General features: G+C 60.8%; 21 protein-coding genes and 1 pseudogene. 5 read left to right on the plus strand and 17 right to left on the minus strand.

The features are described 5' to 3' along the window. From MGEO_RS03725 to uvrC, 4 genes are all read left to right on the plus strand, one after another. A complete protein-coding gene (locus MGEO_RS03725) occupies positions 1-168 on the plus strand; it encodes a hypothetical protein (RefSeq protein WP_198948081.1) in 168 nt (55 codons plus the stop codon). 1 nt (position 169) lies between these two features. Further along, positions 170-1,123: a calcium/sodium antiporter gene (locus MGEO_RS03730; protein WP_408607484.1), complete on the plus strand. Its 954-nt coding sequence runs from the start codon at positions 170-172 to the stop codon at positions 1,121-1,123. A 15-nt stretch (positions 1,124-1,138) separates the two neighbouring features. After that, positions 1,139-1,918, plus strand: coding sequence for an SDR family oxidoreductase (locus MGEO_RS03735; RefSeq protein WP_085635374.1), 780 nt, complete (start codon positions 1,139-1,141; stop codon positions 1,916-1,918). Between the two features lie 312 nt (positions 1,919-2,230). Then, a complete protein-coding gene (gene uvrC / locus MGEO_RS03740; RefSeq protein ID WP_085635375.1) occupies positions 2,231-4,096 on the plus strand; it encodes an excinuclease ABC subunit UvrC in 1,866 nt (621 codons plus the stop codon). 96 nt (positions 4,097-4,192) lie between these two features. On the opposite strand, the gene MGEO_RS03745 is transcribed toward uvrC, so the two are convergent. The 15 genes and pseudogenes from MGEO_RS03745 to trpS form a co-directional block, all read right to left on the minus strand. Then, the gene (locus MGEO_RS03745; protein WP_085635376.1) at positions 4,193-4,624 is read right to left on the minus strand and encodes an acyl-CoA thioesterase; all 432 of its coding nucleotides are present in this window, start codon (positions 4,622-4,624) and stop codon (positions 4,193-4,195) included. Further along, entirely contained in the window at positions 4,621-5,379 is a 759-nt protein-coding gene (locus MGEO_RS03750; protein ID WP_085635377.1) for a TIGR02186 family protein, read from the minus strand. The genes MGEO_RS03745 and MGEO_RS03750 overlap by 4 nt, the downstream gene beginning before the upstream one ends. Next, on the minus strand, positions 5,379-6,293 hold the full coding sequence (locus tag MGEO_RS03755) for a sulfite exporter TauE/SafE family protein (protein ID WP_085635378.1): 915 nt from the start codon (positions 6,291-6,293) through the stop codon (positions 5,379-5,381). The genes MGEO_RS03750 and MGEO_RS03755 overlap by 1 nt, the downstream gene beginning before the upstream one ends. Positions 6,294-6,454: 161 nt before the next feature. Further along, complete coding sequence (locus MGEO_RS03760; protein WP_085635379.1) at positions 6,455-7,420, minus strand: ABC transporter permease; 966 nt, start codon at positions 7,418-7,420, stop codon at positions 6,455-6,457. Further along, positions 7,420-8,511, minus strand: a complete 1,092-nt coding sequence (locus tag MGEO_RS03765) for an ABC transporter permease (protein ID WP_085635380.1) — start codon at positions 8,509-8,511, stop codon at positions 7,420-7,422. Before MGEO_RS03765 ends, MGEO_RS03760 begins: the two co-directional genes overlap by 1 nt. 366 nt (positions 8,512-8,877) lie before the next feature. Then, positions 8,878-10,435: pseudogene (locus MGEO_RS03770) on the minus strand (ABC transporter ATP-binding protein); the annotation flags it as partial. A 96-nt stretch (positions 10,436-10,531) separates the two neighbouring features. After that, on the minus strand, positions 10,532-11,527 hold the full coding sequence (locus MGEO_RS03775; protein WP_085635381.1) for a BMP family lipoprotein: 996 nt from the start codon (positions 11,525-11,527) through the stop codon (positions 10,532-10,534). Between the two features lie 149 nt (positions 11,528-11,676). Beyond that, positions 11,677-12,090, minus strand: coding sequence for a GNAT family N-acetyltransferase (locus tag MGEO_RS03780; protein WP_085635382.1), 414 nt, complete (start codon positions 12,088-12,090; stop codon positions 11,677-11,679). After that, entirely contained in the window at positions 12,087-12,662 is a 576-nt protein-coding gene (gene tsaB / locus MGEO_RS03785) for a tRNA (adenosine(37)-N6)-threonylcarbamoyltransferase complex dimerization subunit type 1 TsaB (RefSeq protein ID WP_085635383.1), read from the minus strand. The genes MGEO_RS03780 and tsaB overlap by 4 nt, the downstream gene beginning before the upstream one ends. Continuing rightward, positions 12,652-13,215, minus strand: a complete 564-nt coding sequence (locus tag MGEO_RS03790) for a NifU family protein (RefSeq protein ID WP_085635384.1) — start codon at positions 13,213-13,215, stop codon at positions 12,652-12,654. Before MGEO_RS03790 ends, tsaB begins: the two co-directional genes overlap by 11 nt. 78 nt (positions 13,216-13,293) lie before the next feature. After that, the gene (locus MGEO_RS03795; protein WP_085635385.1) at positions 13,294-13,794 is read right to left on the minus strand and encodes a ClbS/DfsB family four-helix bundle protein; all 501 of its coding nucleotides are present in this window, start codon (positions 13,792-13,794) and stop codon (positions 13,294-13,296) included. 64 nt (positions 13,795-13,858) lie between these two features. Beyond that, entirely contained in the window at positions 13,859-14,314 is a 456-nt protein-coding gene (locus MGEO_RS03800; protein WP_085628445.1) for a universal stress protein, read from the minus strand. Between the two features lie 78 nt (positions 14,315-14,392). Next, entirely contained in the window at positions 14,393-15,256 is an 864-nt protein-coding gene (locus tag MGEO_RS03805) for a branched-chain amino acid aminotransferase (RefSeq protein ID WP_085635386.1), read from the minus strand. Between the two features lie 137 nt (positions 15,257-15,393). Beyond that, on the minus strand, positions 15,394-15,876 hold the full coding sequence (locus tag MGEO_RS03810; protein ID WP_085635387.1) for a VOC family protein: 483 nt from the start codon (positions 15,874-15,876) through the stop codon (positions 15,394-15,396). A 95-nt stretch (positions 15,877-15,971) separates the two neighbouring features. Continuing rightward, positions 15,972-17,003, minus strand: a complete 1,032-nt coding sequence (gene trpS / locus MGEO_RS03815; RefSeq protein ID WP_085635388.1) for a tryptophan--tRNA ligase — start codon at positions 17,001-17,003, stop codon at positions 15,972-15,974. Between the two features lie 77 nt (positions 17,004-17,080). On the opposite strand from trpS, the gene MGEO_RS03820 reads away from it, so the two are divergent. Then, a complete protein-coding gene (locus tag MGEO_RS03820; protein ID WP_085635389.1) occupies positions 17,081-17,770 on the plus strand; it encodes a rhomboid family intramembrane serine protease in 690 nt (229 codons plus the stop codon). Here MGEO_RS03820 and murJ read toward each other — a convergent pair. Continuing rightward, positions 17,767-19,311 (minus strand): murein biosynthesis integral membrane protein MurJ, encoded by a 1,545-nt coding sequence (gene murJ / locus MGEO_RS03825; protein ID WP_085635390.1) that lies wholly within the window; start codon positions 19,309-19,311, stop codon positions 17,767-17,769. The genes MGEO_RS03820 and murJ overlap by 4 nt on opposite strands. A gap of 384 nt (positions 19,312-19,695) precedes the next feature. After that, positions 19,696-21,567 carry a DUF4214 domain-containing protein gene (locus MGEO_RS03830; protein WP_085635391.1) on the minus strand — a complete coding sequence of 624 codons (1,872 nt, stop codon included), beginning with the start codon at positions 21,565-21,567 and terminating at the stop codon, positions 19,696-19,698. Positions 21,568-21,614 lie beyond the last annotated feature (47 nt).

A 21,614-nucleotide genomic window follows, 5' to 3' on the forward strand; every position in this document is an offset into this window, starting at 1 on the left:
GTGATCGCAAAGATCGTTCTCCTCTTCCTCGCCTTCATGGCGGTTCTTGCCATGTTCGGCAAACTCCAGGTTCCCGGCGTCAAACGCCTGTCGGACGCCAAATGCCCCAAATGCGGCCGTTACCGGATCGGCAAGGGACCGTGCCCCTGTTCGGGAAAGGCAGGCTGAGATGCTGATGATCTGGGGAGGTGTGGTCATCGGTCTGGTCATCCTGCTTCTGGCCGGGGATGCGCTGGTCAAGGGCGCAGTAAACCTGTCGCTCCGGATTGGGATCCCTGCTCTGATCGTCAGCCTGACGGTTGTGGCTTTCGGCACCTCCGCGCCAGAGCTGCTCATCTCGATCAAGGCGGCGATGGAGAATGTGCCCGGTATTGCACTTGGCAATGTTGTAGGGTCGAACACCGCGAACATCCTGTTGGTGTTGGGGATACCGGCTCTGCTGGCTGTCATGCACACGAGCGAGTGTGACACCCGCAAGAGCTATGTCGTGATGCTCGGGGCATCGGTGCTGTTCATTGCTCTGGCCTTCCGGGGTGTGTTCGACTGGATCGCAGGCGTGATCCTTCTGGTTGTTCTGGCTGTTATTCTTGGCGACTCCATGCGCGAGGCGCTGGCCCATCGGCGCGCTGGGCAGGAGGCCGAGGATGACGAAGAGCCTGAAGGCGCCGACCCGAACATGCCGTGGTGGAAGATCCTTCTTTACCTCGCACTTGGTCTTGTTGGTCTGCCGCTGGGCGCTGATCTGCTGGTCGACAGCTCGGTCGAGATCGCCACGCTGTTCGGCGTGAGTGACACGGTGATCGGCCTGACGCTGGTTGCCCTCGGGACTTCCCTGCCGGAGCTAGCGACAACCGTCATGGCCGCACTTCGGCGGCAGGCGGATGTGGCATTGGGCAACGTCATCGGGTCCAACATGTTCAACCTGTTGGCCATCATCGGTGTCGCGTCAATGATCGCGCCGATCCCGGTCGATCCGGAATTCCTGAGCTTCGACCTCTGGGTCATGCTTGGCGCGTCGCTCCTGATCTTCCCGCTGGTGTTCCTTGCCAAAGATCTGACCCGTATCTGGGGTGTGGTCTTGTCGGCGCTCTATCTGGGCTACATTGCGCTTGTCATCATGTAAGGGCAGGGCGGAGCAATGAGCAGAGCACTGATCACAGGGGCCGGAAAACGGCTTGGACGCGCAATGGCGCTCTACCTCGCAGATCGCGGTTTCGACATCGCGGTGCATTACGCGAGTTCTGCGGCAGCAGCGGAAGAGGTTGCGGATATCGTCCGGGCAAAAGGCCGCAAGGCGTGTACCGTGCAGGCCGATCTGCTCAGCGAGGACGAGACACAGTCACTCACGGATGCGGCTGTTGCGAGGATCGGCGGGCCGTTGACGGTGCTGATCAACAACGCGTCGATCTTCGAGTATGACAACATCGAAAGCGCCACGCGCGACAGCTGGGACAGACATCTGGAAAGCAATCTGCGCGCACCGTTTGTCCTGACACAGCGTTTCGCAGCGCAACTGCCAGAGCCGCAACGCGACGATCAGGACGAGCCCGTTGCCAGCGGTCTGGTGGTGAACATGATCGACCAGCGGGTGCGTAAACTGACGCCGGAGTTCATGACCTACACCATCGCAAAAATGGGGCTTTGGGCCTTTACCCAAACAGCGGCGCAGGCGCTGGCGCCGAAATGCCGGGTCAACGCGATTGGCCCCGGTCCGACCCTCAAAGGCGGGCGTCAGAGCGAGTCGCATTTTTCGAAACAGCGCGCGGCCACGATCCTGGAACGGGGGGCAAACCCGTCGGATATCACGGCCGCACTGGGTTATTTCCTTGATGCGCCAGCGGTCACCGGACAGCTGCTGTGTGTGGATGGCGGTCAGCATCTGGGATGGCAGACACCCGACGTGATCGGGGTTGAATGATGTGCGGCAGAAGCAAGTTTTGCACCGGTCGGATTAACGTTACGAAACTGTTACGAAAGTCTTAATGTTTTCAGTAACTTGTCATGCGTAAAGAAAAATACCTCATAATTTCAAATACTTGTGGCATCGGCTAAAAATTAGGCAGATGAGGGAAGGCGCCGAAAAACAAGGGAAATTTCTTAACGTTCAAAACTTTCCCCCAAAGTTATCCACAGAAACCGTGGATGTCTTAAAGGTTGCACCGGCGGTTCCAATCGGGCAGCGAATTTGAAAGAATCGGTGTCCGGAGAAAGGGTGTCAGGGCCGCCTTACATGACGCAAAAATCTGACAGTGAACCGGTCACGGGCCATGCCTGTATCCAGAGCTATCTGAAGACGCTGGACGCAAGCCCCGGTGTTTACAGGATGCTCGATGCACAAGCGCGGGTGCTCTATGTCGGAAAGGCGCGGAACCTGCGCGCGCGTGTATCCAACTATGCGAGACCGGCGGGGCACAGCCCACGGATTGCGCGGATGATCTCGGAAACCGCGTCGATGATGTTTCTGACGACGCGGACGGAAACCGAGGCGCTGCTGCTGGAGCAGAACCTCATCAAGCAGCTGAAGCCGCGTTACAACGTGCTGCTGCGGGACGATAAATCCTTCCCCAATATCCATGTCACCGATCACGCCTATCCGATGATCCACAAGCATCGCGGCGCGAAGAAGGAGAAGGGCGCGTATTATGGCCCGTTTGCCAGTGCGGGCGCGGTGAACCGGACTCTGAACCAGTTGCAGAAGGTGTTTCTGCTCCGCAACTGTACCGATGCGATGTTCGACAGTCGCACGCGGCCCTGCCTGCTTTATCAGATCAAACGCTGCTCCGCGCCCTGTGTCGGGAAGATTTCCGAAGCCGATTATGCCGCGAGTGTCCGGGATGCGGAACGGTTCCTGTCGGGCAAATCCACGAACATTCAGGAAACGCTGGCCAAGCAGATGGCGCAGGCGTCTGAAGAGATGGAATTCGAACGCGCGGCTGCATTGCGTGACCGCATCCGCGCGCTGACGCAGGTGCAGACGGCGCAGGGGATCAACCCGCGTGGCGTGACCGAGGCGGACGTGATCGCGCTGCATCTGGAGAAGGGGCAGGCCTGTGTTCAGGTGTTCTTCATCCGGGCGAACCAGAACTGGGGCAACCGCGATTTCTATCCGCGTGTGGGCGCCGATGTGGAAGAGGCCGAAGTCCTGGAAGCGTTCCTCGGACAGTTCTACGACACCAAGGAACCTCCGCGCCTGATCCTGCTGTCACATCCGATCGAAAATGAAGACCTGATGACAGAAGCGCTGTCCGGCAAGCTGGGTCGCAAGGTCGAAATTTCGGTGCCGCTTCGAGGCGAGAAGTCCGAGTTGGTCGATGGTGCCTTGCGCAATGCGCGGGAGTCTCTGGCCCGCCGGATGGCGGAAACGGCAACACAGGCGAAGCTGCTGCGCGGGCTGGCCGAGGCGTTCGATCTGGAGGCTCCACCCGAGCGGATCGAGGTCTACGACAACAGCCATATCCAAGGCACCAACGCCGTTGGCGCGATGATTGTCGCGGGGCCGGACGGGTTTCTGAAAAGCCAGTACCGGAAGTTCAACATCAAGGGGGATGAGCTGACCCCCGGCGACGATTTCGGCATGATGAAAGATGTGCTGACGCGACGTTTCAAGCGGTTGCTCAAGGATGATCCGGATCGTGACAAGGGGCTGTGGCCCGACCTGCTGTTGATCGATGGCGGGGCCGGGCAGGTGTCGGCGGTGCGCGAGATCATGGAGGAATACGGCGTCGAAGATGTGCCGATGGTCGGTGTCGCCAAAGGTGTGGATCGGGATGCGGGCAAGGAAGAGTTCCACCGTCCCGGCACACGCCCCTTTGCGCTGCGCCACAATGATCCGGTGCTTTACTTCGTCCAGCGTCTGCGCGACGAGGCGCACCGTTTTGCCATCGGCACGCACCGGGCGAAGCGGGCAAAGTCGCAGATGGCAAACCCGCTGGATGAAATCTCGGGCGTGGGCGCGTCGCGCAAGCGGGCGCTGCTGGCGCATTTCGGATCGGCCAAGGCAGTCAGCCGGGCGAACCTGGCTGACCTGAAGGCGGTGGAAGGTGTCAGCGAAGCACTGGCAGAGCGGATTTACAGCTTCTTCCACGAGAGCGGATAGGGTGCCTGATTGTGTGCGCTGCGCGCACGCATGATGCCTCGGCGCTGACGCGCCTGCGGGTTGCCTCCGGCGGAGGTATTTTTCAAACGAAGAAGGTCAGACGCTGAGTTGGCCCAGTGTCTGGCGGACGCTTTCCGAAAGCGGGGCCGGGCGGCCATCGGTACCGACATGGACCTGGGTGAAAAACCCTTCGGCCCCGGCGGTGTCGCTCTCATTGGCGAAGAGCGCGATCTCGTAGCGGAAGGACGAGGTGCCGATATGCGCGATGCGGATCCCGGCGGTGAGAATGTCAGGAAAGCCCAGTTCGGCGTGATAGCGGCAACCGCTTTCGACCACGAGGAATTTGGTGGCGTTGGGGCCTCTGATCTCGATGCCCTGTTCGATCTGCCAGAGGCTGACCGCGGTGTCGAAAAGCGCGTAATAGGTGGCATTGTTGAGGTGGCCGTATTCGTCATTGTCCTGCCAGCGGGTCGGCAGGGTACGGAAAGCGCGGTAGTCGGCGCGGGTTCCGGGAGGTGTGCGGGTCATCCGGAGCGCATCAGGCGGAAGGCCGCTGAGGCGCCCCAGCCGGCGGCTATAGCGATGGTCAGCGACAGAAGGCCGTAGATCAGTGGTTGCTGGCGCGACAGGTTGAAGAGCCAGCGTTCGAGGCCGACCTTGCGGACGTCGATGCTGGTTTCGTACTGCGACACGACCTTGCCGCCACGGGTGAGGAAGATGCGCGTGGCATAGTCACCTTCGGTCAGGTTTGCGGGCATCTGGATGGCGGTGTTGAAGAGTGTCGATTCCCGCAGTTCGACTGCGCCTTCCTCCAGAGCGTAGAGCCCGTTTTCCATGCGGATTCGGATCACGGCGTCGGAGAAGGCCTGAGGTTCGTTCACCTCCATCGGTGCGCCGACCGACCGGATCGCGCGGGGGATGGAGATGGTGTGACGCAGGTCTTCGGTTTCGCTGATCACGTCGCTCCATGGTGCCGAAGTGGCGATGGCGTAGAAACTCGGCGCGGCATCGACCTCGACCGAGTCGACATTGACCCAGATGCCAAGGCGGCGTTCCTTGCGCCGGACGGTCAGCGGCAGTTGGGGGCCGGACACCGTGACAATCACCTGGAGAGGTTGATCCTGGGGGATCGGCGTTTCGCGCTTGATCGCGCCGTAGATGATGATTTCGGAGCCGTCGAAATTGGTCGAAATCGAAACCTGATCCTGGCTGAGGCCCAACACGACTTCCTCGGCGCGCAGCGGTGCGGCGATAAGTGTGAGGATCAGGAGCAGCCAGCGCATCAGTGGCCTCCCGCCGCGCCGATCGAGAACAGTTCGGACGGCTGGATCAGCAGGTCCAGCGCGAGTTTGCCGCAGACGGCGAGCACCATCATCGCCAGCAGGATGCGCAGTTGTTCGGCCTTGAGTTTGGCCCCGATCACGGTGCCGAACTGTGCCCCGACCACACCGCCGACCAGCAGCAGCACGGCCAGCACCATGTCCACGGTGTAGTTCGTGGTGGCGTGCAGCAATGTGGTGAAGCCGGTCACGAAGATGATCTGGAACAGCGAGGTGCCAACCACAACCTTTGTCGGCATGCCGAGCAGGTAGATCATTGCCGGCACCATGATGAAGCCACCGCCGACACCCATGATCGCCGCAAGAATACCGACGAGCACACCGACGATTACTGGCGGTATGACCGAGATATAAAGGCCCGAGGTGCGAAAGCGCATCTTGAAGGGCAGGCCGTGAATCCAGTTGTGCTTCTTTCGGGCGGGGGCCTTGCCGGATTTGGTCTTGCGGATGGCGTTCAGGCTTTCGACGAACATCAGCGAGCCGATGATGCCGAGGAATACCACGTAGCAGAGCTTGACCAGCAGATCGACCTGACCGAGGCTTTTCAGGTAGTTGAAGACCCAGACACCCAGCGCGGCGCCGATCAGACCTCCGATCAGCAGCACGGTGCCCATCTTCAAATCAACGGTTTTTCGCCTGAGATGCGCCAGGACGCCCGAGAATGACGAAGCAACGATCTGGTTCGCTTCTGTCGCCACGGCCACCGCCGGCGGGATGCCGATGAAGAACAGCAGCGGAGTCATCAGGAACCCGCCACCGACGCCGAACATGCCAGAAAGGATGCCCACCAAGCCGCCCAGGCCAAGCAGCAGGAACGCGTTGACCGATACCTCGGCGATGGGCAGGTAAATTTGCATGTTTGTCCATAGACCCAACCCTTGCCCCGTTTCAAGCGGTGCGGTGCCGCAGGTGCAAAAAGGACTTACGGATGAGGGTCAACTGGACTCAGGGACAACGCGGGTGATGCGACGGGGCATCACCCGTTTCCGTCGACGGAAACGCCCGCTTACAAAAGCGGTCAGCGCTCCTTCACGTAGGGCTCACCGCCAGCCCGCGGCGGGATTGCCTTGCCGACGAAGCCTGCAAGGATGACAACGGTCAGGATATAGGGCAGCGCGTCCATGAACTGCACCGGAACTATGAACGCTCCGAGATCGATGTTCTGATAGCGCAGTGCAATGGCTTGCAGCAGACCGAACAGCAGGCAGGCATAGAGCGCGTACCACGGTCTCCATTTCGCAAATATCAGCGCCGCCAGTGCGATGAAGCCGCGCCCGGCGGTCATGTCCTTGACGAAACCGGCCTGCAGCGCGGTGGCCAGATAGGCCCCGGCGATGCCGCAGAGGATACCGCAAATCCCGACGGCCACATAGCGCAGCCCAATGACCGATACGCCTGCGGTATCCACTGCCTCGGGGGCCTCACCAACCGCGCGCAGACGCAGGCCGAAGCGGGTGCGGAACATCAGCCACCATGTAAGAGGCACCATCAGGAAGGCGACGTACACGAGGATCGAGTGTCCCGAGATCAGTTCCGCGTAGATTGGGCCGATGATCGGGATGCCCGCAGCGGCCTCGGCCCCTGGGAGGGTGATCGGCCCGAAGCGGCCTTCTCCGATCAGGGACGGGGTTCGACCGCCCTGACTGAACCAGTCCTGCGCGATCAGCACCGTCAGACCGGCGGCGAGGAAGTTGATCGCGACCCCGGAGATAAGCTGATTGCCCCGGAATGTGATCGAGGCAAGACCGTGGAGAACCGAGAGTGCCATCGAGGCGAGGATGCCCGCGCCGAGGCCCATCCAGACGTCACCGGTGATGGATGCAATGGCGGCTGAGAAAAAGGCTGCGGCGAGCATCTTGCCCTCGAGGCCGATGTCGAAAATCCCGGCGCGTTCGGAATAGAGCCCTGCAAGGCACGCCAGGAGAAGCGGCGTGGCCAGGCGAATGGTGCTGTCGAGCACCTGAAGCAGTGTTGCGAAATCCATCAGGCTTTCCTCCGGCGGGCGAGGAAGAGTTTTTCAAGCGGCATCCGCACCATGTTGTCGAGCGCGCCGGTGAACAGGATCACCAGAGCCTGGATCACCACAATCAGCTCACGTGGGATATTGGTCCAGAGCGCCAGCTCTGCGCCGCCCTGATAGAGGAAACCGAAGAGAAGGGCGGCGAGGAGAACGCCCAGGGGATGGGAGCGCCCCATCAGCGCGACGGCGATGCCGATGAAGCCGGCGCCTTCGGTGGCGTTCATCACAAGGCGTTCGGCCTCGCCCATCGTGGTATTGAGCGCCATCATCCCGGCCAGCGCGCCGGAAATCAGCATTGCAACGATGGTGATCTTCACGGGGCTGATGCCTGCGTATTTCGCGGCGGATTCGGAATGCCCGAAGGCGCGGATCTCGTATCCGAGGCGGGTGCGCCAGATCAGGACCCAGACAAAGACACAGGCCAGCAGAGCCAGGAAAAAGGTCACGTTGGCCGGTGCGCCCCGGAACATCGGAGCGGTGGCGGTCGAGAACATGTCCTGGAATGTCGGCAGGTGCGTCGCTTCGGGAAATTTCGCGGTCGCCGGGTCCATGGCGCCCTGCGGACGAAGGAGGTTCACCAGAACGTAGTTGAGCAGGGCGGCCGCGATGAAGTTGAACATGATCGTGGTGATCACGATATGGCTGCCGCGTTTGGCCTGCAGGTAGGCCGGGATCAATGCCCAGAGCGCCCCAAAGATCGCGGCCGAGACCGTCGCACCCAGCAGAGCGACGTACCAGTTCGGCCAGGGGATGTAGAGGCAGGCCAGTGCAACGCCAAGGCCGCCGATCATCGCCTGACCTTCGCCGCCGATATTGAACAGCCGAGCGTGGAAGGCCACGGCGACAGCAAGGCCGGTGAAGATGAAGTTGGTGGCGTAGTAGAGCGTGTAGCCCCAGCCCGAAGACCGCATCAGCGCGCCATCGACCATGAGATTGAAGGCCGCAATCGGGTCTTCGCCGATGCCGATGATCACCAAAGCCGACAGGATCGCAGCGAGGATGAGCGAAATCAGGGGGACAAGGACCGCGTCGGCCCAGCCGGGCATCTTATCCATTTTTGTCTCCCTCCTCGGGGTCTTCGGTCTTGGTCGGGGGCGGCGGAGCGGAGGGGGCCGACATGGGGATGCTGGCGCTCAGGCTGGCAATGCTGCCCGTGTCTATGGACGGGATCCCGTCCGGGGCACTGACGGGCGCGGTCGAGAATTCCTCGACGGGTTCGTCTTCGCCGGCAGGAGACGGTTCAGGCGGCGGCACCTCTTCGGCTGCAGCCTGTTCCTGATCGGGGCTTTCGGCCGCGGTCTCGGCCTCTGTTGCCGAGGGCACAGCTTCGGCGTCGGATGTGGGTTCGGCTTCGGCAGCTTCCTGCAGTTCGGTTTCCGTCATCGCCATGGGCGAGGCGGGCATGGCCGCATTTGCGGTGTCTGTGATCCCGGCCATCAGGAGGCCGAGTTCTTTTTCGTTGGTTTCGCTGGGCAGGCGTTCGCCCATGATCTGGCCGTCGAACATCACCGCGATGCGGTCGGAGAGCGAGAAGATCTCGTCCAGTTCGACAGATACCAGCAGGATTGCCTTGCCCTCGTCCCGAAGGCGCACGATCTGCTGGTGGATGAACTCGATGGCGCCGATATCGACTCCGCGCGTCGGCTGACCGACCAGAAGGATATCCGGGTTGCGTTCGATTTCACGGGCCAGAACGATCTTCTGCTGATTGCCGCCGGAAAAGTTGCGGGCGGCGAGCTTGGGGTTCGGCGGGCGCACATCGAAGCGCTCCATCTTGGCGGCGGCTTCGGCTTTGATCGCGGCGTTGTTCATCAGCGGGCCGCTTTGGATTTTCGGATCGCGGTGATAGCCGAAGATGGTGTTTTCCCATGCAGTGAAGGGCATGATCAGCCCTTCGCGGTGGCGATCTTCGGGGACATGCGCGATGCCGCGGGCGCGGCGCGACTGGCCGTCGGAATGCTTGCCGGTCAGATCGATGCTCTGACCATTGACGCGGACGGTGCCGGTTGCATCAGCGTACCCGCCAAGAACTTCGAGAAGCTCGGACTGTCCGTTGCCGGCAACGCCGGCGATGCCGAGGATTTCACCGGCACGCACATTGAGCGAAATGCCCTTGAGTCGTTCCACGCCCTTGTCGTCGACCAGACGCAGGTTTTCGATTTCCAGGACCGGGTCCTTGGGGCTGGCGGGTTGCTTTTCGACATGCAGGAGGACCTTGCGGCCTACCATCATCTCGGCCAGCCGCTCCGGGCTGGTTTCCGAGGTCTTGACCGTGGCGGTCATCTCGCCACGGCGCATCACCGACACGGTGTCGGTGGATTTCATGATCTCGCGCAGCTTGTGAGTGATCAGGATGATCGTCTTTCCCTCGGACCGCAGGTTGTCGAGGATCCGGAACAAGTGATCGGCCTCTGCCGGGGTCAGAACGCCTGTCGGTTCGTCGAGAATGAGGATGTCCGCCTGACGGTAAAGCGCCTTGAGGATCTCGACCCGCTGCTGGTGGCCGACGCTGAGGTTCTCGACAATCGCGTCGGGATCGACGTGCAGTTCGTATTCCGCAGCCAGCTGCTTGAGAACACCCCGTGCCTTGTTCAGCGACGAGCGAAGCAGAGGGCCGTCTTCGGCACCTAGGATGACGTTCTCCAGAACGGTAAAGTTGGGGACGAGTTTGAAATGCTGGAACACCATACCGATACCGGCGCGGATCGCAGCCTGGCTGTCGGGGATGTCGGTTTTCTTTCCGTGGATGAAGATCTCGCCGCGGTCGGCTTTGTAAAAGCCGTAGAGGATCGACATGAGGGTGGATTTGCCCGCACCGTTCTCACCGATAATGCCGTGGATCGTGCCGGGTTTGACGCTGATCGAAATGTTCTTGTTGGCTTGAACAGGACCAAATGCCTTGGAGATGCCTTTCAATTCGATCGCGGGCGCAACAGTTGTCGGGACAATGTCGGTCTCGGGGGCAACGGCGGTGGTCATGAACTATCCCTGCTTCACTGTTCGGGTCTGTCGCCCGATACGTGGCGGAGCGGCCGTTTCCGACCGCTCCGTCCTGTCATCGTGGATCCAGATGGATCAGAAGCTCAGTGCCGGGCAGCTGTCGTCCGACATGTAGTCGTGGACGGTAAGCTCACCGCTGGCGATCTTGGCAGACGCTTCGTCAACGGCCGCCTGCATTTCGGCGCTGACGAGAGAGGCGTTGTACTCATCCAGCGCATAGCCGATACCGCCATTCGCGATGCCCATGACGTTGATCCCGGTTTCGAGATCGGTCCCAGCCTTCATGGCGTCATAGACCGCATTGTCCACCCGCTTCATCATCGAGGTCAGAACCTTGCCCGGATGCAGGTAGTTCTGGTTGCTGTCCACGCCGATGGACAGGATGCCTTCGTCAGCAGCGGTCTGGAGAACACCGACGCCTGTGCCGCCAGCGGCTGCATAGACCACGTCAGCACCCTGGCTGATCTGCGCCTTGGTCAGCTCGGAACCTTTTACCGGGTCGTTCCATGCTGCCGGAGTTGTGCCGGTCATGTTGGCGACAACGGTTGCATCCGGGTTCACGGCCTTGACGCCCTGCGCATAGCCGCAGGCGAACTTGCGGATCAGCGGAATGTCCATGCCGCCGATAAAGCCGACGGTGCCGGATTCGGACGCCATCGCGGCCATCATGCCGACGAGGTAGGAGCCTTCATGTTCATTGAACACAACGGAGCGCACGTTCGGCGCGTCTACGACCATGTCGATGATGGCGAATTTGGTGTCGGGGTAATCCGGGGCCACTTCGGACAGGACGTTGCCGAAAGCAAAGCCGGTCATCACGATCGGGTTGTTGCCGTTCTCGGCAAAGCGACGGAGCGCCTGCTCGCGCTGGGCTTCGGACTGAAGCTCGATCTCGCGGAACGACTCGCCTGCTTCTTCGGACCAGCGCTTGGCTCCGTTGAAAGCCGCTTCGTTGAACGATTTGTCGAACTTGCCGCCCAGATCGAAGATCAGGGCCGGTTCCGCGACAGCAGCGCCTGCGGTCAGCGCCAGTGCGGCGACGGCACTGGAGAGTTTGGTCATAAGGGTCATTTCGAGCTCCCAGGTGTTGGACTGCGACGACTCTATTGCGTCGCTTGGTTAGATCGGGTGATCGGTACAATTAAGGCCGCAGGCGCGGCAGAGGGTCAACCGCTTTTTGCGAAGCGGTCATATGACGTTGGTGCGTTGGGCCGGTTACCCTACGGCACTGGCCGGGAAAGCAGCAGAGCGTCGTCTTTTCGCCCATCACGCAGCGTGTAGTAGTCTTTGCGCCGACCGATTTCCGCGAATCCCCGCGCGGCATAGAAGGCCCGGGCCGGGGCGTTTTCGGCGGCAACCTCAAGCAGGATGCGGGTCACGTCGGCTTCCCCGGCCGTATCGACAAGTTCAGACAGGAGGGACGACGCGACGCCGCTGCGCTGCGCGTCAGGGTCGGTTGCGAGAGCGAGGATTTCGCAATCATCGGCGACGATCTGAGCGATCAGACCGCCGTTTTCCCGTGCCAGGAAAAGGCTGTGCGGGTTGGCGAGGGTTTGGGTGATCGTTTCTGCCGACCAAGGCCGCATCCGGGTATAGGCACGGTCCATCAGCGCGGCGAAGGCACCGGGTGTCACGACAGGATGACCGGCGCTGTGTCACGCGAAGGTGCAGCGTCTGCCGGTTTGACATAGAGGGGCTTGGGTCGGCCTGCCTGCTCGGCTTGCGCTTCTGCGGCGCATTCCGCAATGGCTGCGATCAGGCGGTGCGGATTGTCTGCAAAGACGGCTTCAGGCACGTCTGCCGAAGGACGCAGCTCGGGTGTGCCACCCGGCGGTTGCGTGTAGATCATCTCGCGCGGGGCGGGGACTGCGGCGAAGGCGTTTGGGTGCATTCTGTGGATCGCGTCGAGGCTGGAGACCCCGATGGCCGGAATCCCAAGCCCCAGCGCCAGGCCCCGTGCGGCCGATACCGAAATGCGGATACCCGTGAAGTTCCCCGGTCCGATACCGACCCCGATCCTCGTGAGCCGCGACCAGTCAAGATCATGGTCCGCGAGGAACGTTTCGAGCATCGGCATCAGATGTTCAGCCTGGCCGCGCCCCATTTCATCGACACGCGTTGCGACAACGCGACCGTTGCAAAACAAAGCGGCTGCGCAATGCGCAGCCGATGTGTCAAAGGCCAATACGGTCTGGTCAGACGGCAACCGGACGTACCTCGGTCACTTCCGGGATGTAGTGGCGCAGCAGGTTCTCGATGCCCATTTTCAGGGTCAGGGTCGAGGATGGGCAGCCTGCGCAGGCGCCCTGCATGTGCAGGTAAACCACACCGCGGTCGAAACCGTGGAACGTGATGTCGCCGCCATCCTGCGCCACGGCCGGACGAACACGGCTATCGAGCAGTTCCTTGATCTGGCCTACGATCTCGCCATCCTCTCCGGTGTGCTCTGCATGACCCGACGGAGCCTGCGCATCACCCGACATGACCGGGTCGCCGGACTGAAAGTGTTCCATGATCGCGCCCAGAAGAGCGGGTTTCAGGTGGTCCCAATCGGTGTTGTCATCCTTGGTCACGGTGACGAAATCATGCCCGAAGAACACGCCTTTGACGCCGTTCACACCAAAGAGGCGCGATGCGAGAGGCGACGCCGACGCGCCTTCCGCCGACGGGAAATCGGCCGTTCCCATATCGAGCACGGTCTGTCCGGGAAGGAATTTGAGCGTGGCCGGGTTGGGTGTGGATTCGGTCTGAATGAACATTGCGTCACCTCCTGATGGGTGAAACTTATATGCTGTGCGTCCACCTCAGCGTCAAGGTTTAGAACTGTTCTAAACCAATCACGATTGCGCGGCACGGACACGGGCCCGGATATACTTGGTGGCAGAGCGATAATGGCTGGCTCCGGCGGCCTCGGCCCAACGCCCCGGCGTCCACGCATTGTGGGCACCTTTCATCGGGCCGCCGTACAGCTCCGTTTCGCTGTGATCGCTGATCCATGCGGACAGCCGTCGGTGATTTCGGTTCAGCAGCACGCGGGCGGCGTCCCAGCCGAGATCGGCCTGTTCTGTCCGCAGATCGGCGTTGTAGCGCCTGAGATCATTCCACTTGTAGCCGTGGGCGGGAAAGAAGACGTCTTTTCCGGTCTGACCGTCGGCATACCAGCCGAGAAACAGTGCAATCCAGTGCGCGCGATGCCCGACGATATCCTTGAGGGTGGTGTCTTCGCCATCCGGCACGTTCCGCAGTTCTGTCGGAAGATTGTCCAGTTCGGTCTGAAGCTTGTTGAATTCCTTTTCCGTGATGGACAGCAATTCGGTTTTGGTGGTCGCAGCGGGCATGGCAGGGTCTCCTGCGGCGGAGGTAATCTGCGCCGGTATCCGCTGTCCTTGATATGCAGCAATATCAGGTAATTGCTTCCAGCCGTTCCTTGGAAAGCTCACCAGGGACAATGGTGATCGGAATGGGCAGACTGCCTGCGTTCTTGGTGAGTTGGGTCACCAGCGGACCCGGTCCCTTCTTGCCGGAGTTCGCGCCAAGCACCAGCACGCCGATATCCGGATCATCCTGCACCTGTGCAATGATCTCGGTCACAGCTTCACCTTCGCGGATCACCAGTTCCGGATCCACACCCTGCTTGTCGCGCATCCATTTGGCGAAGACTTCGAAATGCGCGTGGATACGCTCGCGCGCCTCTTCGCGCATGACCTCGCCCACACCGATCCAGTGATTGAATTCGTCCGCTGGGATGATCGAGAGAATCTCGACCCCGCCGCCGGTATTGGCCGCCCGCATCGCCGCAAAGCGCATGGCATTCAGGCATTCGCGGCTGTCATCCAGCACAACAAGGAATTTACGCATAGATGTTCTCCCGCCGGGGATCATGACGCAGGAACCGACCCCGCGCAATAGAACGATGGATCTTGCTCAGGCAGAGGGTCACCGGCCCGAAAGTGCCCAGTCCCAATACATTTCCCGCACGCGGCGGGTGACCGGGCCGACCTGATACGAGGTGTCTTCGAAGCCGACCACCGGTGTGACCTTGTTCATGTTGCCGGACAGGAACACCTCATCCGCCGTTTCGAAATCGGCAAAGGTGAGGATGGTTTCGTGCACCTTTGTGCCATCGGCGCGCAGATTGGTCATGTGGCGGGATCGGGTGATCCCGGCAAGGAACGTGCCATTGGCGATGGGTGTGAACACTTCGCCGTCCTTGACCATGAACACATTGGCCGTGGCGCTTTCGGCAACATTGCCCATTGCGTCGGTGACAAGCGCGTTCTGGAAGCCGCGCGCGCGGACCTCGGCCAGCATCCTTGCGTTGTTGGGGTAAAGGCAACCTGCCTTGGCGTTGACTACGGCATCTTCCAGCACCGGCCGGCGGAACCGTGTTTTGCCCAGAGACACGCTGGCGCTTTCGGGTGCCATCGGGATTTCCTCAAGACAGATCGCGAAACCGGTCTTTCCCTTCTCTGGAACGATTGCGGAGGCATCGCCGTCGATTGCCCAATACATGGGGCGGATGTAAACCGCGCTCTCCTTCGGGTAGGCGCGCAGTCCATCCCAGACGATCTGTACCATGTCTTCCGCGCTGACGGTGGGTGTCACCATCAGCGCTTCGGCCGAGCGGTTGACGCGTTCGCAATGGGCGAGCAGGTCCGGGGCCACACCGTTCACATAGCGTGCGCCGTCAAAGACGCCGCTGCCCAGCCACGCGCCATGGTCGGCGGCATTCATCACCGCGACATCGCCATTGTGCCAGGTGCCGTTGAAATAGGTGTGGATGTTGGTTCCGGTTGCCATCTGGCCCTCCCTTATTGGGGCGCACGTTAGGTGCGGGACCGGAGAAGGTCCAGACCGGGGAAGGCGGAAAGGTGCTTGTAAGCACCTTGGGCAAGCCTTTTCGAAAAGGCTTGCCCGGCCACACGGTTCCGACAGTGTCAGGCCGCTTCGAGAAGCAGCGCGTCGAGGTCGAGCGGTGCGTTCACCATCTCCAGATCGCCCTGCGCATTGCGGGGCCATTCGGCTTCGGGACGGTCCCGATAAATCTCGATGCCGTTTCCGTCGGGATCGCTGAAATAGATGGCTTCGCTGACGCCATGATCTGCCGCGCCTTCGATCTCGACCCCGGCCTCGAGCGCCGTGCGGAACGCCTGCGCCAGCGCTGCGCGGTCAGGATAGAGAAATGCCACATGGAACAGTCCGGGGCTGCGCCGGGGCGCGCGTGGGCCGTTTTCGCTGAACCATGTGTTCAGGCCGATATGGTGGTGATAGCCACCGGCAGACAGGAATGCTGCCTGATCGCCGTAATGCTGCATCACATCCAGCCCCATCACATCGCGGTAAAACGCGATGGAGCGTTGAAGATCGGTGACTTTGAGATGGACATGCCCGATGGACATGTTGGGGTGTGCTTTGGTCATGGTCTGTCCTTTCGACCGTTTCGACCAAGCTATATCTGCGCGCCCTTGCGCAAAAGGCTCTCGGGCGCGCAGGATGTGTGCGTTTGTGTGGCGGGTTACGAAACTATGCCGACGATGTCGTAAGTCTGCTTGAGAATCGGTGCGGCGATTGCGCGGGCTCGATCCGATCCTTTGCGAAGGATTGCGTCAATCTCGTCAGGCTGTTGCATGAGGCGCGCCATTTCCGAGGAAATCGGAGACAGCTTGGCGACGGCAAGTTCCGACAGCATTGGCTTGAATTCCGAGAATGGCTTTCCGCCCACATCGCGCAGAACGTCATCCACCGACTGATCGGCCAATGCCGCGAAGATATTGACGAGGTTGCGCGCCTCGGGGCGGTTCTCCAACCCGTCTGCCTCGGAGGGCAGGGCATCCGGGTCGGTCTTGGCCTTACGGATCTTCTGCGCGATGGCATCGGCATCGTCAGTCATGTTGATGCGGCTCGCATCCGAGGGATCGGATTTCGACATCTTCTTTGACCCGTCGCGCAGGCTCATCACCCGTGTTGCCGCGCCTTCGATCACCGGTTCGGTGATCGGGAAGAAGTCAGTCTTGAAGTCGTGGTTGAACTTCGTGGCAATGTCGCGCGTCAGTTCAAGATGCTGCTTCTGGTCCTCTCCGACGGGAACATGCGTGGCGTGATAGACAAGGATATCCGCTGCCATCAGGGCCGGATAGGCGAAAAGGCCAAGCGACGCGTTCTCCTGGTTCTTGCCCGCCTTGTCCTTCCACTGGGTCATGCGCTTCATCCATCCCATGCGCGCCACGCAGTTGAAGATCCACGCAAGCTGCGCATGTTCTGCCACCTGACTCTGGTTGAAGAGGATGGACTTCTCGGGGTCGATGCCGCTGGCAATGTAGCCGGCGGCCAGTTCCCGCGTCTGGCGGCGCAGAGCATCCGGGTCCTGCCAGACGGTGATCGCGTGCAGATCGACCATGCAGTAAATGGTTTCGAAGCCCTGGCCCTGCATTTCGACGAAACGCTTCATGGCACCAAGGTAATTGCCCAGTGTCAGCCCCCCGGAGGGCTGGATCCCCGAAAAGACACGGGGCGTGAACGCGGGAGAGGTTTGGACCCCCTCGGACATGGCAAAACTCCATCTGGCAAAAGTGGTGCGGGTGCCTTACCCATGACCTCAAGTGCCGTCAAGCAAGGGCCTGAGCAGTGACCCACCCGCATAACGAACCCCCGCTGAACCCGCTGCCGCCTGTGGTGATCGCGTTGTTCCTCGTGATCGTCGGGATCGAGGTGGCCTTCAGCCTTGGTGCGCGAGGGATCGTCGGCGGGCAAGGTGCAGTGGGCTGGCGTCTGGAATATCTTGAGCGGTTCGCCTTTTCGGCCGAGATATTCGCATGGATGCGCGAAACGGGACGGTGGCCGCCCGAGCATGTTCTGCGCATGGTGTCTTACCCGTTTGTTCATGCCAGCTTTACCCATGCGCTTTTTGCCGGGGTGATGCTTCTTGCGCTGGGCAAGATGGTGGGCGAGGCCATGGGCAGCCTTGCGGTTGTCGTGATCTTCTTTGTCTCAGCTGCGGGCGGTGCGGTGATCTATGCCGTGACCATTGGCAGTTCCGCTCCGCTGATCGGTGCGTTCCCTGCGGTTTACGGTCTGATCGGTGGGTTCACCTACATGCTGTGGCTGCGTCTGGGTCAGCTGGGCGAAAGCCAGATCCGCGCCTTTACCCTGATCGGGTTCCTGCTGTTCATCCAGTTGATCTTTGGCCTTCTCTTCGGGGCCAACGCGGAATGGGTTGCGGATTTATCGGGCTTTGCGCTTGGATTCAGCCTGTCGATCATTCTGGTTCCGGGCGGCTGGTCAAAGCTGATCGACCGTCTGCGTCAGCGCAATTAACCACCGCGCCGGAACGCGCTGCGGAATTCCCGAAGAGAAAACGCCCCGATCAATTGTCCGGCGATGGCATAGCTGACCATGCCCGTCCCGATCAGCACAGTGAGCGCGATGAACCGGATGCCGGCCATGGCAAAGAACGGACCCAGCAGGACTGTTGCTGCCCAGAGCACCGCACCCATGACAGCAGATGCGAGGCAGACCCGCCAGATGCGTTGGCGGAACTGATCATCGAAGCGCGCAACGTCGCCCATTCTGCGTGAGCCCAGTGCCAGCATCCAGACCATAACCCAGCCTGCCACGGTGGTGGCGATGGCGGGCGCAATCCAACCGATGACGGGGGCCAGCCCGACCGCAATGGCGGCATTCACGATCATCGCCCAGACCGCATAGCGGAAGGGGGATCTGGTGTCTTCCCGCGCAAAAAACAGCGGTTGCAGGACCTTCTGCAGAACGAAGGCGGGAAGACCCAGTCCGTATATTGCGACCGCCGCGGCGATTGCGGCAGAGTCATCTGTTCCCGTGGCTCCGCGTTCGAAGAGCACTGTGACCACCGGAAGCGGGATCACGACCAGCGCAACCGCCGCCGGAATGGTCAGGGCGAGCGAAAGCTCTCCTGCGCGCGAGAAAGCGTGTTTTGCACCTTTGTCGTCCTGTGCTGTGAGGCGTCTGGACAGGTCGGGCAACAGGACGATTCCCACCGCAATACCGACAACGCCAAGAGGCAGCTGATACAGGCGGTCCGCCGCATAAAGCCATCCCACCGCCTTTTCGAAGTGTGATGCGACCTGTTGGCCGACAAGCAGGTTGATCTGCATTACGCCGCCGGCAAGCGCGGCGGGAATGGCGACGATGACCAGCCGTTTCATCTCGGGCGTCCAACGGGGGCGGGTGGGGCGAAGACGGATACCGGCGCGATCGGCTGCGACCCAGACAAGCGCGAGTTGCGCAAGGCCAGCTGCGGGAACCGTCCAGATCAGCCAATGGATCACTTCTCCACCGGCATAGGCTGCCCATGCCATCGAGATGCAGACAAAAATGTTCAGAAACACCGGTGCTGCAGCAGCAGCGGCAAAACGGCCCGTTGCGTTCAGCACGCCGGAGAACAGAGCCGTCAGCGAAATGAGCAGGATGTACGGAAAGACGATCCGGCCGTAATCGACGGTCAGATCGAATCGTGCATCGCCGACGAACCCGCCTGCCGTCAGCCAGACGAGTCCGGGCATGAACACCATCGCGAGGGCGCTCAGGATCAAGAGTACGAAGGTCAGTCCGGACAGCGCCTGTGTGGCAAAGCCGACAGCGTTGTCATCCGCTTCCAGACGTTTGGAGAACATTGGCACGAATGATGCGTTGAACGCGCCTTCGGCGAAGAAGCGGCGGAACATATTGGGCAGACGGAAGGCCGCAACGAACGCGTCCATGACCGGGCCGGGGCCGATGAAGGCGAGGATCATGACCTCGCGCAGGACGCCTAGAACCCGGCTCATCAAGGTCCAGAAGCCAACGGTGAGCACACCGGTAATCAGGCGGATCGGTTTCATGCGGGCTCCTTGCGCGTCAGACGTGGGGTAGAGCAGAAATCGTCCGGCGAAAAGTGCCTCTTGTGTGGTTCGGGGGGCGGAGGCGAACCGTTCAGAGGCCGATTTCACAACCCTTGGGCTGATTTTGGCTGATTTTTCGGGTGGCTTACCTAGCCGTGCGCTTCGTTTGCCCAGATCACCCCGGCCCGCCGCAGGGCGTGGCCAAATAGGGACCGCTCTGTTCAAGGCTCAGGGGGTTCTCACAAGATGAGGGCATCCAGGTCATGGAAAAAGGTTCCGGTCGGCCGGGAATCCGCGCCTGGAGGTGCGCAAAGGGTGGTCGTGCGGAGTGGACGACCTGCCCCGGTCCCTTGGGGCAGGTTTACAGCGCTGATGGCGGCTGGACTACCCGAACAATGCAAACGGACTATCGACCACGCCAACGACTGGCAGCAACAGATCGGAACTGCCCGCGACCGCATCACTGAGCGCGGCGTCCGAAAGTGCTTGCGCCGCGTCGATGCTGCTTGCGCTTCCGTCAAATGCCGCCATTACGCTGTTGGCTGCCGCAACATCGCTCTGGCCTTGAATGACTGCGAAATAAAGGCCGATATCGGTCTTGTTTTCGATGTAGGCAACATCATCAGGAGAGCCGGTCGCCGCCCGTGCGCCTGCCAGCAGGTCCAGGATAAAGCCGCTCTCGGTGACATTGCCCGCCGCAAGCTGGCCGGTCCAGAAATCGAAACCCGCCTGATCGGGGTTGCGCCCAAGCACGTTGTTATAGACCGCGTTTACGAATTCGCCGTCACTCACATCCGAATACAGCGCCACGGTTTCCGGCTGGGTAAAGAACAGATCTGCGATTTCCTCGAAGGAAAAACCGTTCTTTTGGAACGCCGTCGCCCAGAAGGACAGTCCAAGCGCGTCAGCAGCGCGATTGAAATAGGCGATGTAAAGCTCGGTCAGCGTGGTCAGGTTTTCCGCAGAGATCAGCCCGATCCCGTCGTGCTTGTCGAGTTCGAGAACGACATTGCCTTGGGTCTGCAGGTTTTCGACGCTGACCAGATAGGTCAGGTCTCCGGGTGCGCCCCGATCGGCAACGATGCTCTGTCCGTTCTGAAACTGGATGGACAGCGCGCCCTGCACGGTCTGTTCAAAGACCACGGTATCCTCACCGGCACCGCCATCGACACTGTCGATGCCGCCCGCTCCGGCAAAGAACGTGTCATCCGCACTGTAGAATCGGATCAACTGGTTGTCCGCACCGTCACGGATGACGTCTGCCTCGTCCGTGGCGAAGATAAGAAGCGCGTCCGGCGCATTTTGCACATCAAGCGTTTCGGAAAAGCCAAGTCCGTCGTCGAGGATGGCACCGGTACCAAGGTTGATGTCGACTCCACTGGTCGCCCGCCCCGATGCACCGAATTGATAATCGAGTACGACGACGCTGCCCGGAGAATCGATGAAATAGCTGTCGGACCCTTCATTGCCGTTGAGAAACAGCAGGTGATCCTGTCCTGTGCGGATGTTGTAGGTGTCGTCTCCGAGCGTCCCTTCTAGACCTAGAGAGGTTTCAAGCGCGTCGTTTACGTTTTCGAGCTTGTCGACCATCGACTCGCCAATGATCGAACCGGCGTTCGCGACGCTGTCGATATTGAACGACAGCGACTCTGTGAAGCTGTCGTAGTCGACCCAATAGCCCGCGTTGTTGTCGGAATTGGAAATGTCGAAAACGATGCGGTCATTGCCTGCCGAACCAACTATGCGGTCTCGCATATCGCTGTTTCCAGCGGGTTGGAGGATGTCGTTTCCGGACGCGCCTTCGATGCTGTCGCCAAAGGGCGAACCGATGAACGTGATCGGTTTGGTCAGCAGCGGAAGGAACGGCGACCACGCGAGTTCCTGATCAAAGCGCGTCAGGCCACCGCTGGCATCCAGAGTGATGCGGCTCGATTGATTGAACAAGGCGGCGAGCGGTGCGAAGTCCGAGGACTCGGAAATCGCATTCAGCGCATTGAGGAATGCCGGTGCGCTCCAGTTGATGCCCGAGATAGTGCCTTGCCTGACGTCAAGTCCGTCGAATTCCATCGACGTTATCTGACCGGTCAGAACCTCGCCGCTGTTCGACAGAAGGAACCCTGACCCCCGAAGCGTGACCGAGACATTCGCGTCGGTGTAGACGGTGTGCGTCAGGACAAGTCGGGACGGGTCGGGCGAGGTTATGTCGACGCTCAGAAAGCCGGTCGGCCCAAAAAGGCTCTGTTCGAGGAACGCCAAAAAGCTTCTATTCGAGGAAAAGTGTATTTTCGCCGGTAGATGTGATC

This window comes from Marivita geojedonensis (assembly GCF_002115805.1).
GTDB lineage: Bacteria > Pseudomonadota > Alphaproteobacteria > Rhodobacterales > Rhodobacteraceae > Marivita > Marivita geojedonensis.